Origin of the sequence: Streptomyces sp. NPDC057682 (assembly GCF_042799575.1) — a bacterium.
In the GTDB taxonomy this organism is placed as follows: domain Bacteria; phylum Actinomycetota; class Actinomycetes; order Streptomycetales; family Streptomycetaceae; genus Streptomyces.
The window spans coordinates 206,719-219,725 of record NZ_JBHVIN010000004.1 but is presented as its reverse complement, the minus strand read 5'-3'; the positions used below and the strand labels follow the sequence as shown (position 1 = coordinate 219,725).

Sequence of the window (13,007 nt, the reverse complement as noted above, 5' to 3'; positions counted from 1 at the left end):
GCGCGCGGCGCGGAAACCCGGTTGCGGACCGGGCCGGGGTGTGGGGCACACTCCGCTCATGGACATGACGATCCGGCCGATCGAGCCCTCGGAGCACGCCCTTCTCGGCGAGATCACCGCCGAGGCCTATCTCGGTGACGATCTGCTGGACTTCGGCACCGGCGATCCGTATCTGCTGAAGCTGCGCGACGTGGCCCGGCGGGCCGCCGAGGCCGAGGTGCTGGTGGCCGCGGACGCCGGAGGGCGGGTGCTGGGCGGGGTCACGTACGCGCCGCCCGGCAACCCCTGGGCGGACATCGCGCGGCCGGACGAGGCGGAGTTCCGGATGCTGGCGGTCGCCCGGCAGGCGCGCGGGGCCGGTGCGGGCGAGGCACTCGTACGGGCCTGCGTCGCCCGCGCACGGGCCACCGAAGGCGTCACGGGACTGGTCCTGTCGACCCAGTCGACCATGCGCGGCGCGCACCGGATCTACGAACGCCTCGGCTTCGTACGCACCCCCGAGCGGGACTGGGCTCCGATCGACGATCTGAAGCTGCTGACCTACCGGCTGGAGCTGCGCTCCTCCGTCTGAGTTCGCGTACGACACAACATGTGGGGGCTGCCTCATCCGGCGGCCCCCACATGTATGCTCATGCTCGCTGTCGCCGCAGGGGAATCCGGTGCGAATCCGGAACTGTCCCGCAACGGTGTGTTCGGTGTGCTTTCGCGCACCTCCAGTCCGAGGACCTGCCGACAGCGCGCCCGGCTCGACCGAACCGGGCGCCCAGACGTCCGGGCCTCGTGGATGGGCCGGTGGACGCCGCACGGAGTGCCGCCCTGTCCGGGCCCCGCTCCGCCCGGCTGCCCCCGCGCACCCGACGGCCCCGAGCCGAGCGAGGGAGAGCACCAGGTGACCATCGCGCCAGCCGATCCGGTCTCAGCGGCCGAGTCAACGGAAACCACGGACGACGGACCGGGGGCCGCGCTGCTGCGGACCCTGACCGCGCTCACCGCGGATCTGCCCGACACCGACCCCGGACGGGTCGCCGCCGCCGCGCTGCGCGGCCGCAGCGCCCGCGCGGACGAGGCCGAACTGCGGTCGCTGGCCACCGAGGCCGCCGCGGGGCTCATCTCCGAGGACCCCGCCTACTCCCGGCTCGCCGCCCGTCTGCTGACCCTGGCCATCGCCCGGGAGGCGGCCGGGCAGGGCGCCACCTCGTTCTCCGCCTCGGTCGCCGTGGGCCACCGCGAGGGACTGATCGCGGACCGCACCGCCGCGTTCGTGGCCCGGCACGCCGACGCCCTGGACGCGCTGGTGGAGGGGGCGCTCGCCGAGGGCGCCGACGACCGCTTCGGCTACTTCGGGCTGCGCACCCTGCACAGCCGCTATCTGCTGCGCCACCCGCACACCCGCCAGGTCGTCGAGACGCCCCAGCACTTCATGCTGCGGGTCGCCGCCGGACTGGCCGAGGACGAATCGGCGCGCGCGCTGTACGAGGTCGCCGCGCTGTACGGGCTGATGAGCCGGCTGGACTATCTGCCCTCCTCCCCCACGCTCTTCAACTCCGGCACCCGCCACCCGCAGATGTCGTCCTGCTATCTGCTGGACTCGCCGCTCGACGAGCTGGACTCGATCTACGACCGCTACCACCAGGTGGCGCGGCTCTCCAAGCACGCGGGCGGCATCGGTCTGCCGTACTCCCGCATCCGCGCCCGGGGTTCGCTGATCCGCGGCACCAACGGGCACTCCAACGGCATCGTGCCGTTCCTGAAGACGCTCGACGCCTCCGTGGCGGCGGTGAACCAGGGCGGCCGGCGCAAGGGCGCGGCCGCGGTCTACCTGGAGACCTGGCACGCGGACATCGAGGAGTTCCTGGAGCTGCGCGACAACACCGGCGAGGACCAGCGGCGCACGCACAACCTCAATCTGGCGCACTGGATCCCGGACGAGTTCATGCGCCGGGTGGAGGCGGACGGCGCCTGGTCGCTGTTCTCGCCTTCGGACGTGCCGGAACTGGTGGACCTGTGGGGCGAGGAGTTCGACGCGGCCTACCGGGACGCTGAGGCCCGCGGCCTGGCGCGCAGGACCCTGCCGGCCCGTGAGCTGTACGGCAGGATGATGCGGACGCTGGCCCAGACCGGTCAGGGCTGGATGACGTTCAAGGACGCCTCCAACCGGACCGCGAACCAGACGGCGGAGCCGGGCCGCGTGGTGCACTCCTCGAACCTGTGCACCGAGATCCTGGAGGTCACCGACGACGGCGAGACGGCCGTCTGCAACCTGGGCTCGGTCAACCTGGGCGCGTTCGTCGAGGGCGGCACGATCGACTGGGAGCGGCTGGACGCCACCGTCCGCACAGCCGTGACCTTCCTGGACCGGGTCGTCGACATCAACTTCTACCCGACCGAGCAGGCCGCCCGGTCCAACGCCCGCTGGCGCCCGGTGGGGCTGGGCGCGATGGGGCTCCAGGACGTCTTCTTCAAGCTGCGGCTGCCCTTCGACTCCGCGGAGGCCCGTGCGCTGTCCACCCGGATCTCGGAGCGGATCATGCTCGCCGCGTACGAGGCGTCGTGCGATCTCGCGGAGCGCTCCGGCCCTCTCCCCGCCTGGTCCGAGACGCGTGCCGCCCGCGGTGTGCTGCACCCGGACCACTACGTCACGGAGCCGGCCTGGCCGGAGCGCTGGGAGGCGCTGCGCGCCCGGTTGGCGAGGACCGGGATGCGCAACGCGCTGCTGCTGGCCGTCGCGCCGACCGCGACGATCGCCTCGATCGCCGGGGTGTACGAGTGCATCGAGCCGCAGGTCTCCAACCTGTTCAAGCGCGAGACGCTCAGCGGTGAGTTCCTCCAGGTCAACGGCTATCTGGTGGAGGAGCTGAAGGCGCTCGGCGTCTGGGACGCGCGGACCCGTGAGGCGCTGCGCGAGGCGAGCGGCTCGGTGCAGGGTTTCGCCTGGATCCCCGAGGAGGTGCGGGCGCTGTACCGCACGGCGTGGGAGATCCCGCAGCGCGGCCTGATCGACATGGCGGCCGCCCGTACGCCGTACCTCGACCAGAGCCAGTCGCTCAACCTGTTCCTGGAGACGCCGACGATCGGCAAGCTCTCCTCGATGTACGCGTACGCCTGGAAGCAGGGGCTGAAGACGACGTACTACCTGCGGTCCCGTCCGGCGACCCGGATCGCGCGTGCGGCCTCCGGCGCCGCCGTCCCCGCGCAGGCGCCGGCGCCGGACGCGGACGCAATCGCCTGCTCCCTCGAAAACCCCGAATCCTGCGAGGCCTGCCAGTGAGCACCGACGACCACAAGAACCTGCTGGACCCGGGCTTCGAGCTGACCCTGCGGCCGATGCGCTACCCGGACTTCTACGAGCGCTACCGGGACGCGATCAAGAACACCTGGACGGTCGAGGAGGTCGACCTCCACTCGGACGTGGCCGATCTGGCCCGGCTCTCACCGGGTGAGCAGCACATGATCGGCCGGCTGGTCGCGTTCTTCGCGACGGGGGACTCGATCGTCTCCAACAATCTGGTGCTGACGCTGTACAAGCACATCAACTCCCCCGAGGCGCGGCTGTATCTGTCGCGGCAGCTCTTCGAGGAGGCCGTGCACGTCCAGTTCTATCTGACGCTGCTCGACACCTATCTGCCCGATCCGGACGACCGGGCGGCGGCGTTCGCGGCGGTGGAGAACATTCCGTCGATCCGGGAGAAGGCGCAGTTCTGCTTCCGGTGGATGGATTCGGTCGAGAAGATCGACCGGCTGGAGACGCGGGCCGACCGCCGCCGCTTCCTGCTGAACCTGATCTGCTTCGCGGCGTGCATCGAGGGGCTGTTCTTCTACGGTGCGTTCGCCTACGTGTACTGGTTCCGTTCGCGCGGGCTGCTGCACGGTCTCGCCACGGGCACCAACTGGGTGTTCCGCGACGAGACCATGCACATGAACTTCGCGTTCGAGGTGGTGGACACGGTCCGCAAGGAGGAGCCCGAGCTCTTCGACGAGGAGCTGGAGCGGCAGGTCACCGCCATGCTGCGGGAGGCCGTCGAGGCGGAGCTGCAGTTCGGCCGTGATCTGTGCGGGGACGGGCTGCCGGGGATGAACACCGATTCGATGCGCCAGTACCTGGAGTGCGTCGCCGACCAGCGGCTGACCAGGCTGGGCTTCCCGGCGGTGTACGGCTCGGAGAACCCGTTCTCCTTCATGGAGCTCCAGGGCGTCCAGGAGCTGACCAACTTCTTCGAGCGCCGCCCCTCGGCGTACCAGGTGGCGGTGGAGGGCACGGTCGGGTTCGACGACGACTTCTAGGGCCTTCAGACGCGCGCCCAGCTTCTGACGTACGGACGCCGTGCGGCCGCCACCGGCCGTGCGGCGTCCGCCGTTCCGGGGGGTTCGGTGGCGCGGCTTCGTTCCGCCTCGCGCAGGGCGTGGTCGATGCGCCGCTCGCGGGCGATGCCGAGGAGGGCGGGGGCCAGAACGAGGACGATAACGGCGGATATGCCCAGGATGTTCGTGATTGCGTTCATGTCTCTACTGTCGTCGCTCGCGCGCCGGAGCGTCAGTGGCAGGACTGTCATGGAGCATCGAATTACTGCCACACTGGGGTCATGCTGAACAATGTCGCCGCCCTGATGCTCGACGACGTCCACCCCTTCGAACTCGGCGTGCTGTGCGAGATCTTCGGACTCGACCGCAGCGACGACGGACTGCCGGTGCACGATTTCGCGGTGGTCTCCGCCGAGGGCCCCGAACTGCGCACCCACGCGGGGTTCACCATCCACACCCCGTACGGCCTCGACCGGCTGGAGGAGGCCGATCTGATCGCGGTCCCGGCCGGCAGCCGCTTCGGCGACCGGGACTTCCCCGAGGAGGTCCTGGACGCGCTGCGGCGGGCCGTGGACCGGGGCGCGCGGGTGCTGAGCGTCTGCTCGGGGGCGTTCCTGCTGGGCGCCGCCGGGCTGCTCGACGACCGGCGCTGCACCACGCACTGGAAGCACGCGGACGTCCTGGCCCAGCGCTTCCCGCGCGCCCGGGTGGAGCCGGACGTGCTGTACGTGGACGACGGGCCGGTCATCACGTCGGCCGGCACGGCCGCCGGCATCGACGCCTGTCTGCATCTGGTCCGGCAGGCGTACGGCCCGGCCGCGGCCAACACGATCGCGCGCCGCATGGTGGTGCCGCCGCACCGGGACGGCGGCCAGGCGCAGTACATCCAGCGCCCGCTGCCCCGCGACCGCTGCGACACGGTCGGCGAGACGCTGGCGTGGATGGAGCGCCATCTCGAACAGGAGATGACCGTGGAGCAGTTGGCCGCCCAGACCCATATGTCGCCGCGCACCTTCGCCCGGCGCTTCCAGCAGGAGACCGGCACCACGCCCTACCGCTGGCTGCTGCGCCAGCGGGTCCTGCTGGCCCAGCATCTGCTGGAGACCTCCGACGAGACGATGGACACGATCGCCGGGCGGACGGGCTTCGGGAACGCGGCGGCCCTGCGCCACCAGTTCGTCCGCGCGCTCGGGACGACCCCGCAGGCGTACCGCAGGACCTTCCGCGGGCCGGACGGGCTCACCGAGGCGGCCTGAGGCCGGCCGCACGGGAGGGGCCCGCCGGATGTCCGGCGGGCCCCTCCGTTGCGTCAGATGCCGCAGTTGGGCGCCGACCAGTGGTGCGTCGGGCCCTGGTTCACGTGGACGTGGTCGTTGTGGTCGGGGTAGCCGGGGCCGAGGATGCCCCGGAAGCCGTGGTAGCGGGCCTGCTTGGCGAGGGTGCAGAACGCGATCCCGCCGAGGTCGGCCGCGTCACCGTACAGATGGCGGCTGTTGGAGGCACCGCCCACCGCGCTGTTGCACGAGGTGGAGCGGAATCCGCTGTTGATGTTGATGGGGCGGTCACCGAGGGCGTGGCGCAGCGCCTCCAGCTTCCACATGGTGCTGAGCGCGTTGGCCTTGGCCGTCCCGGCCGCGACGGCCCCTCCCGACCAGGTGCTGTTGCACCGGTTGAGCTCGGCGTACGTGAAGTGGGCCGGGGTGCAGTCGTTGTCCTGGAGGGCGTAGATCTTGGACTGCGTGGCGGGGCCGGCGATGCCGTCGGCGGCCAGTCCGTAGGCGGCCTGGAAGCGCTTGACGGCGGCCGTGGTGGCGGGCCCGTAGGAGCCGTCGATGGCGAGCACGGAGTTGTAGCCGGGGTATCCGGCCACCCGGATCTGGAGCTGGACGACGTCGTTGCCCGTGGCGCCCGGCCGCAGGGTCCGGGTCCAGGTGTAGCAGCCGTCGGCCTGGGCCGAGGAGGCGGTGAGCACCACCCCGCCCAAGGCTGATGCCATGATCATGACAAGGCCGAGCAGGAGGCGTGCGGAACGTCTGAGCATGGGGGGCTCCCTCTGACGGAGACTCTGTGGGGGGAAAGCCTGTCGGAGGAGTCAACGCGCGTCAACTACGCGCGTAGGAACGGAAGTTGACCGTCGAGTGAGAGGCCGCAGGCCCCGTCCCGGGATTCCGGGACGGGGCCTGCGGACACGATCGGCCGTTCACCGTGGTCACGGACGTTCACCACGGTCCCAGCCGTTCACACGGTCTCAGTCGTTCGGGACGGTCTCGTAGCGCGGCGTGTTCTCCGCCATCTGCCGCAGCGCGTCCTTGCGGTCGCGCTTGGAGAGCCGGTCGATGTACAGGTACCCGTACAGGTGGTCCGTCTCGTGCTGGAGGCAGCGGGCGAAGTAGCCGTTGCCCCGCACCCGCACCGGCCTGCCCTCGGCGTCCTGCCCGCGCACCACGGCGTAGTCCGGGCGCGCCAGCGAGGCGTACGCGGTCGGGACCGAGAGGCAGCCCTCGTTGGAGTCGTCCAGCACGCGCTGCTCGGGCGCCAGCTCCTCCAGCACCGGATTGCAGATGGCCCCCGTGTGCCGCACACCGTCGTCGTCGGGGCAGTCGTAGACGAAGACCTTCAGGTCGACGCCGATCTGGTTGGCGGCCAGGCCCACGCCCTCCGCCGTCCGCTGGCTCGCGAACATGTCGTCGATGAGCCGGGCCAGCTCCTCGTCGAACACGGTCACGTCCTTGCACTCCTTGTGCAGGACCGGGTTGCCCACCACCGTGATCGGGCGGGAGGTACCGCGCTCGCGGTGGGCCGTCTCCCGCGCCTCGCAGTCCTCGGTGTCGATGAGGAAGCCCTCCTCGTCGACACCGGTGGTCCGCTCGTCCGTCTCCTGCTGCGCCATCTCCGCCATACGCCTTTCTCACCCGGCACCGGCACCGGAACCCGGTGCCGGTACAGCCTACGGGCACCCGTCAGCAGACTTCTTCGAGATCCCGCCACTCACGGCTGTCCGGGCTGTCGGCCACCCAGCCGTCCAGCAGCCCGCGCACCAGCCCGGCCGGGGCGGCCAGACCGCATTCGCGCTCCGGCACCCACAGCTCGCCGGAGGTGCGGTGGCCGAGCGGGCCGGGATGGCCCGGTTCGCTGTGGTCGTGCGGGTCCAGGTGCTCGCCGTCGCCCTCGTCGCTCTCCATCCGGCTCTCCGAGCAGGCCCGGCAGAGCAGCCGGACGGAGGAGGACCAGTCCTCGGCGGCGAATCCGGCGTCGGACGCCAGCTGCTCCAGCGCGTCCCGGTCCGCCTCGGTCGCCGCCTCCAGCAGCACCACCCAGGTCGGCACGGGCGAGGGGGCCCACAGCTCGATCTCGTCGAAGACCGGGTACGAGGGCCCGGCCGCGGTGATCCGCTCGCCGTGCGGCACCCCGTCGTGCAGGACGACCTCGCCCCAGCGGCGCCCGGAGGACGGCAGCGGGATCGACAGCACCTCGATCCGCGCCGGGTCCAGCCGGCGGCCCCAGACCACCTCGGCCTCGCCCTCCGGCGACAGCCGCACGGCGGCGCTGCCCAGCTCCATCCCGACCGGCTCGTTCGCCGCGGCGGGCGACTGCTGCCCGCCGCCGGGCACCCGCAGCCCGTACGCCTGCCAGGCGCGACGGGCCAGCGGCCAGTCCTGGAGGGCGGTGGCGGCGATGCCCACGTTCCACCAGTCCGGCGCCCCGGACTCCTTGTCGAGCAGCGCGACGGCCCGCAGGCCCGCGGCACGGGCCTGCTCCCAGTCGTGCCGGAACTTGTGCAGCAGCGCCAGGTTGAACCACGACTCGGAGAGCCAGGGCTCCAGGTCCGCCGCGCGTGTCAGCAGCGCGCCCGCGTCCTCGTACCGGCCGTCGCCGATCAGCGTGAACGCGCGGTCCGTGGCCTGCCGCCAAGAGGCGGAGGGCCGATGCCGTACCTTCCCGAAGATCCTCACGATTCCCGCCTGTCCCGACTGGACACCCTCGTTTTCCGCTCTCTTCGCATCCAACCATGCCCGGCAGGGCACCCGCTCATTACCCATGGGTTACCCAGGTGGGACAGGGGTCAGACCGCCCCTGGCGAGAACCCGGGCGAGCGATTCCACGACCTGCGGCTGGTAGTCCCGGCCCGTCCCGAGCCTGAGCTGCTCCAGCGCTCCGAGCGGCCCGCTGGGACCTTCCCCGCACAGGTCGTCGTATGCGTTCACCGCCCGGACGATCCTGGCGGACAGCGGCTGCTCGCGGTAGGGGTCGGCCTGCGACTCCACGACGACGGCCACCCGCGGATCCACCCCGGTCTGGCGCACCACCGCCCCGCCGAGCAGGGCGATCCGCCGCTGCTCGGCGGCGGGCAGCGGCGCGGTCGCCCCGTACGGCACCGGGTCGACGAGCGAGAGCTGCCCGATGTCGTGCATCAGGGCCGCGTACTCCAGGACGGTCAGCTCGCTGCCGGAGAGACCCATCTCACGCCCCACGGCCGTGCAGAGCCGGGCCACCCGGCGGGCGTGGCCGTGCGGGGTGTATCCGGCGATCTCGGTGGCGCGGGCCAGCGAGGCGATCGTCTGCCGGTAGGTGGTGCGCACCGCCGTGAAGCGCCGGAACGACACCTGGGTGAGCAGCAGGGGGACGCACAGTACGGGCAGTGCCCACAGTCCGGCCGCGGCCACCCCGAGCGCCATCACCGCGCCCGTGGCGCAGACCGCCGAGCCGATGCCGAGCAGCCCGCGCAGCTCCTCGCGGAGCAGCGGGCCGTACGGTGCGGGGGTGGCGCCCGCGGCACGCAGCCCGCGCGGCACCGAGCGGGAGCGCGCCAGCAGGGCGCCGAGCACCGCGTCGCACAGGGCGGTGAGCCCGAGCAGCACGAGCAGGAACGCCGCGTAGTACGGCCCGTCGCCGAACCAGGACGCGGAGCGGCCGGAGTTGTACAGCGGCTGGAAGCAGACGGCGGCGAAGGCGACGGTGAGGACCCGGCGGGCCGGCCGGTCGGAGCCCGGCCCGCTGCCGCGCGCGATGTGCGGGACCGAGGCGACGAGCTGGGCGGCGACGAGCACGGCGACCACCTGGAGCACGCCGTGGCCGGTGGGCTCCCCGCCGCTGCGGCCGAGCAGCGCGTACGCGAGGGCCCCGGCGGCCCCCAGCGGCGCGGGCTCCCGCTCCCCCGGCAGGGCGCCCCGGCGGGCCAGCTCGCCGACCGTGATGAGCAGTCCGAAGGCGAGGGCGTGGCCGGGCTGGTGGACACCGTGCCAGAGGGTGTGCGCGAGCGCGGTGACGCAGAGCGCCAGGGCCGCGCCCCGGACCCCCAGGGCGGCGTTCACCGCTCGGCCCGCCGGGACGGGGCGGGTCGGCCGTGCCGCGGGGGCCGGTCCGCCGGGAGGTCCGGGCGGGCGGCGTGCCGGGGGCCGGGGAGTTCGTCCCCGGTGACCGCGTCCGGGGCCCAGCCGTGCCGTTCCAGGCCGCGCGCGAGCGCCCGGACCATGCGCGGGTCGAACTGGGTGCCGGCGCACCGTTTGAGTTCGTCGAGGGCGGCCGGGACCGGGCGGCCCGGCCGGTAGGACCGGGTCGAGGTCATGGCGTCGAAGGCGTCGGCGACGGCGACGACGCGGGCGAACTCGGGGATCCGGCGGCCGGACAGTCCGTAGGGGTAGCCGCTGCCGTCGAGCCGTTCGTGGTGGTGGAGGATCGCGGCCCGCGCCTCGCCGAGGAAGCCGATGCCCCGGACGATCTCGTGGCCGTACTCCGGGTGCAGTTCGATCACCCGGCGCTCCTGGGGGGTGAGCGGGCCGTCCTTGCGCAGGACCCGGGTGGGCACACCGAGCTTGCCGATGTCGTGCAGGATCCCGGCGAAGCGCAGCATCTCGACGCGTTCGCGGGCCATGCCCAGCTCCCGGGCGATCAGGACGGAGGCGCGGCCGACGCGTTCGCCGTGGCCCCGGGTGTAGGCGTCCTTGATGTCGACGGCCTGCGCCAGGGCGCGGATCGTGGCCCGGTGCGCGGCCTCCTCCCGGTGGTACTGGGCGAAGACCCAGCAGGAGAGGTACATGGGGAGCAGGACGAAGAGCGCGGCCAGCGGCCCGTACGAGCTGTTCCAGAGGATCGCCATCATCAGCCCGGCCAGTCCGTGGACCAGGTGCGGGCCCAGCGCGCGCGGCAGCAGCCCGCTCCAGGCGCGGGCCGGCGGCAGATGTTCGGCGACGACGAGGATCGAGCCGTCCAGGGCGGTCAGGACGAGGCTGAAGACGGCCGCCGCGGCGCAGGCGGGGAGCAGGGCACCGGGCAGGGTGCCCTGCTCCCCGCCGAGCAGGGCGTGGACGGCGGAGGCCGCCCAGACGGAGACGGCGAGCCGCGCCGCCCGCCAGACGCGGCGGGCGGCGGCCGGCGGCTTCTCGACCCGTCCGGCCAGGGAACCGGGCACCGCGACGAGCGCGGCGGCGGCCGGCGGCAGGAGGAAGGCGGCGACGAGCAGCAGCGGGAAGAACGATCCGGCGGTGATCGGCGCGGAGCCCCCGGGGAGGGGGCGGCGGCCGGGCAGCTCGCACAGGAGACAGAGCCCGGCGAGCAGTCCGACGGTGGTCCAGGCGGTGCCCGCGCCGGGAAGCAGCGCGGGCAGGACACACCCGGTGGCGAGGAGCGCGACGGTCAGGACGTGCGCCCACACCGCGCGCCGTGTGGCTCTCACCCGATCCGCCCGCCCCCCAGGTCGCCATTGGAGGCGCCAGGCTAACGAGCGGGGCTCCGCGGCCGAGCGGAGTCGTCGGCGATTAGCACGTTCGGGTGATGCTCAGTCCTTGGTGGCGGTCGGCAGTTCGGTGTCGGCCACCGCGACGTCCTGGTCGGGTACCGCCTGCCCGGACCGGATCAGCTCGATCCGGCCCATCACCTTCGAGCGCAGATCGGCCGGGACGTCGTCCTGGCCGCAGCAGCGCTTGACGAGCTTCTTCACGGCCTGCTCCAGGCCGTACTTCTCCAGGCAGGGCGAGCACTCGCCGAAGTGCACCTCGAACTTGGTGCAGTCACTGTCCGGCATCTCCCGGTCCAGGAACTCGTAGAGGTGGTCGAGGACCTCTGCGCACTCCGTCTCGTGCGGCTCTCCGCAGCTCATGAGCCCGAGCCTTTCCGATCGTCCGACTCACCGGCACCGGCGGGGACGAGCCCGCGGTCACGGGCGTAGTCCTCCAGCATGCCGCGCAGTTGACGGCGGCCCCGGTGCAGTCGGGACATCACCGTACCGATGGGGGTTCCCATGATGTCCGCGATCTCCTTGTAGGCAAAGCCCTCGACATCGGCGAGATAGACCGCGATGCGGAACTCCTCGGGGATCGCCTGCAGTGCGGCCTTCACGTCGGAGTCGGGAAGGTGGTCGAGCGCCTGGGACTCGGCGGAGCGCAGACCGGTCGACATGTGCGACTCGGCGCGCGCCAGCTGCCAGTCCTCGATCTCCTCGGCGGCGCTGCGCTGGGGTTCGCGCTGCTTCTTGCGGTACGAGTTGATGAAGGTGTTGGTGAGGATGCGGTACATCCACGCCTTGAGGTTGGTGCCCTCACGGAACTGGTGGAAGGAACCGTAGGCCTTCGCGTACGTCTCCTGGACCAGGTCCTCGGCGTCCGCGGGGTTGCGCGTCATGCGCAGCGCGGCCGAGTACATCTGGTCGAGGAAGCCCAGCGCGTCGCGCTCGAAGCGCGCGTTTCGCTCGGCGGTCGTCTCCTGCGGGCGGCCGTCGTCGGTCCCTGTGTCGGTCCCTGTGACCGGACCCACCTCCTCCAACGCTGTGGCGGCCGCGAGACCGGGGCCGCTCGCATCGGAGAATAGTCGACCTTGGTCCGCGGCGGCGGGTCGATTCGATCCGCCCCGGGCCCGCTCGGACGTGGTCTTGGCCGCATGCAGCACCGTCCACTCCAGGTCAGCGGCGTTCGAGCGGCGCGGGCAGATGGTCGAACCCATGCGACGGACTCCCTCTCCACATACGACGTTGGTGTACCGACGTCCGGAACAACAGCGGTCGTCCACCCGGCATTCCCGGGCGTGGATCACTCGATTCCGGCCAGCCAGTCCGTCACCGCGGTGGTGAGCACCTCCATGGCCTGAGCCTCGGTCAGACCGGACTTCCTCGGTACGGCGAAGCCGTGGTCGCCGTGCGGGACCTCGGCCGTCCGGTAGTCGCCCGGAGGGAACTCGGCGGGGCGGCCGAACGGGTCGTTGCCGCCCTGGACGACGAGCGTCGGCAGACCGGTGCCGAGGAGTTCGTCGGCGCGGCTCCTCTCGGGGCGGCCCGGCGGGTGCAGCGGAAAGCTCAGGGCGAGGACCGCGCGGGCGCCGAGGGAGGCCGCGGTGCGGCAGGCCACCCGGGCGCCGGCGCTGCGGCCGCCCGCGACGACGGGGAGCCCGGGGGCGCTCAGTGCCGGCCAGAGCCCGCGCCAGGCGGTGTCCAGGGTCTTCGGGGCGGGCGCGAGCTTCTTCCCGGCGACCCGCCAGGGCTGCTCCACCAGGGCGACGCCCACCCCGTGCGCGGGGAGGGCGGCGGCCAGGGCCTGAAGATCGCGGGCCTCGATGCCGCCGCCGGCGCCGTGGCCGAGCGCGAGCAGGAGGCGGGGGCGTTCGGCGGGCACCCAGGTGATCCGGGCGGTGCCCGCCCCGGTGTCGACCGTCTCGGTGCGGGGCTGTGTCTCGGGGGCTGTCACGCGCCCATCCAACCAAGCCGGAGCGGGCGGGCCGGG

Annotated in this window: 13 protein-coding genes and 1 riboswitch; of the genes, 4 read left to right on the top strand and 9 right to left on the bottom strand. The window is 72.5% G+C overall.

The features are described 5' to 3' along the window. Nucleotides 1-58 precede the first annotated feature (58 nt). The 3 genes from ACFVDM_RS08535 (at nucleotide 59) to ACFVDM_RS08525 (ending at nucleotide 4,281) form a co-directional block, all read left to right on the top strand. Nucleotides 59-571: a GNAT family N-acetyltransferase gene (locus ACFVDM_RS08535; RefSeq protein WP_383634823.1), complete on the top strand. Its 513-nt coding sequence runs from the start codon at nucleotides 59-61 to the stop codon at nucleotides 569-571. A 47-nt stretch (nucleotides 572-618) separates the two neighbouring features. Next, nucleotides 619-749, top strand: a riboswitch (cobalamin riboswitch). Nucleotides 750-889: 140 nt separating this feature from the next. After that, a complete protein-coding gene (locus ACFVDM_RS08530) occupies nucleotides 890-3,268 on the top strand; it encodes a ribonucleoside-diphosphate reductase subunit alpha (RefSeq protein WP_383634821.1) in 2,379 nt (792 codons plus the stop codon). 56 nt (nucleotides 3,269-3,324) lie between these two features. Further along, nucleotides 3,325-4,281: a ribonucleotide-diphosphate reductase subunit beta gene (locus ACFVDM_RS08525; protein WP_383635428.1), complete on the top strand. Its 957-nt coding sequence runs from the start codon at nucleotides 3,325-3,327 to the stop codon at nucleotides 4,279-4,281. A gap of 5 nt (nucleotides 4,282-4,286) precedes the next feature. Here the strand turns inward: ACFVDM_RS08525 and ACFVDM_RS08520 are convergent, their stop codons facing one another. Further along, entirely contained in the window at nucleotides 4,287-4,499 is a 213-nt protein-coding gene (locus tag ACFVDM_RS08520; protein ID WP_383634819.1) for a hypothetical protein, read from the bottom strand. A gap of 81 nt (nucleotides 4,500-4,580) precedes the next feature. Between ACFVDM_RS08520 and ACFVDM_RS08515 the strand changes: the two genes are divergently transcribed. Beyond that, nucleotides 4,581-5,555 (top strand): helix-turn-helix domain-containing protein, encoded by a 975-nt coding sequence (locus tag ACFVDM_RS08515; RefSeq protein ID WP_383634817.1) that lies wholly within the window; start codon nucleotides 4,581-4,583, stop codon nucleotides 5,553-5,555. A 53-nt stretch (nucleotides 5,556-5,608) separates the two neighbouring features. On the opposite strand, the gene ACFVDM_RS08510 is transcribed toward ACFVDM_RS08515, so the two are convergent. The 8 genes from ACFVDM_RS08510 to ACFVDM_RS08475 form a co-directional block, all read right to left on the bottom strand. Then, nucleotides 5,609-6,340 carry a D-Ala-D-Ala carboxypeptidase family metallohydrolase gene (locus ACFVDM_RS08510; protein WP_383634815.1) on the bottom strand — a complete coding sequence of 244 codons (732 nt, stop codon included), beginning with the start codon at nucleotides 6,338-6,340 and terminating at the stop codon, nucleotides 5,609-5,611. Between the two features lie 207 nt (nucleotides 6,341-6,547). Next, nucleotides 6,548-7,189, bottom strand: coding sequence for a peptide deformylase (gene def / locus ACFVDM_RS08505; protein WP_383635426.1), 642 nt, complete (start codon nucleotides 7,187-7,189; stop codon nucleotides 6,548-6,550). A gap of 70 nt (nucleotides 7,190-7,259) precedes the next feature. Next, a complete protein-coding gene (locus ACFVDM_RS08500; RefSeq protein ID WP_383634813.1) occupies nucleotides 7,260-8,252 on the bottom strand; it encodes a tetratricopeptide repeat protein in 993 nt (330 codons plus the stop codon). A 90-nt stretch (nucleotides 8,253-8,342) separates the two neighbouring features. Then, on the bottom strand, nucleotides 8,343-9,611 hold the full coding sequence (locus ACFVDM_RS08495) for an HD-GYP domain-containing protein (RefSeq protein WP_383634811.1): 1,269 nt from the start codon (nucleotides 9,609-9,611) through the stop codon (nucleotides 8,343-8,345). Further along, complete coding sequence (locus ACFVDM_RS08490) at nucleotides 9,608-10,972, bottom strand: HD-GYP domain-containing protein (protein WP_383634809.1); 1,365 nt, start codon at nucleotides 10,970-10,972, stop codon at nucleotides 9,608-9,610. The genes ACFVDM_RS08495 and ACFVDM_RS08490 overlap by 4 nt, the downstream gene beginning before the upstream one ends. A gap of 102 nt (nucleotides 10,973-11,074) precedes the next feature. After that, complete coding sequence (gene rsrA / locus ACFVDM_RS08485; protein ID WP_383634807.1) at nucleotides 11,075-11,395, bottom strand: mycothiol system anti-sigma-R factor; 321 nt, start codon at nucleotides 11,393-11,395, stop codon at nucleotides 11,075-11,077. After that, nucleotides 11,392-12,048, bottom strand: a complete 657-nt coding sequence (locus tag ACFVDM_RS08480) for a sigma-70 family RNA polymerase sigma factor (protein WP_383635423.1) — start codon at nucleotides 12,046-12,048, stop codon at nucleotides 11,392-11,394. Before ACFVDM_RS08480 ends, rsrA begins: the two co-directional genes overlap by 4 nt. Before the next feature lie 272 nt (nucleotides 12,049-12,320). Further along, on the bottom strand, nucleotides 12,321-12,971 hold the full coding sequence (locus ACFVDM_RS08475; RefSeq protein ID WP_383634805.1) for an alpha/beta family hydrolase: 651 nt from the start codon (nucleotides 12,969-12,971) through the stop codon (nucleotides 12,321-12,323). Between the last annotated feature and the right edge of the window lie 36 nt (nucleotides 12,972-13,007).

What these genes read in the sequence shown, in the direction of transcription:
- ACFVDM_RS08535 (WP_383634823.1), top strand. Translation starts at nt 59, where the DNA reads ATGGACATGACGATCCGGCCGATCGAGCCCTCGGAGCACGCCCTTCTC.
- ACFVDM_RS08525 (WP_383635428.1), top strand. Translation starts at nt 3,325, where the DNA reads ATGCGCTACCCGGACTTCTACGAGCGCTACCGGGACGCGATCAAGAAC.
- ACFVDM_RS08520 (WP_383634819.1), bottom strand. Translation starts at nt 4,499, where the DNA reads ATGAACGCAATCACGAACATCCTGGGCATATCCGCCGTTATCGTCCTC.
- ACFVDM_RS08515 (WP_383634817.1), top strand. Translation starts at nt 4,581, where the DNA reads ATGCTGAACAATGTCGCCGCCCTGATGCTCGACGACGTCCACCCCTTC.
- ACFVDM_RS08510 (WP_383634815.1), bottom strand. Translation starts at nt 6,340, where the DNA reads ATGCTCAGACGTTCCGCACGCCTCCTGCTCGGCCTTGTCATGATCATG.
- def (WP_383635426.1), bottom strand. Translation starts at nt 7,189, where the DNA reads ATGGCGCAGCAGGAGACGGACGAGCGGACCACCGGTGTCGACGAGGAG.
- rsrA (WP_383634807.1), bottom strand. Translation starts at nt 11,395, where the DNA reads ATGAGCTGCGGAGAGCCGCACGAGACGGAGTGCGCAGAGGTCCTCGAC.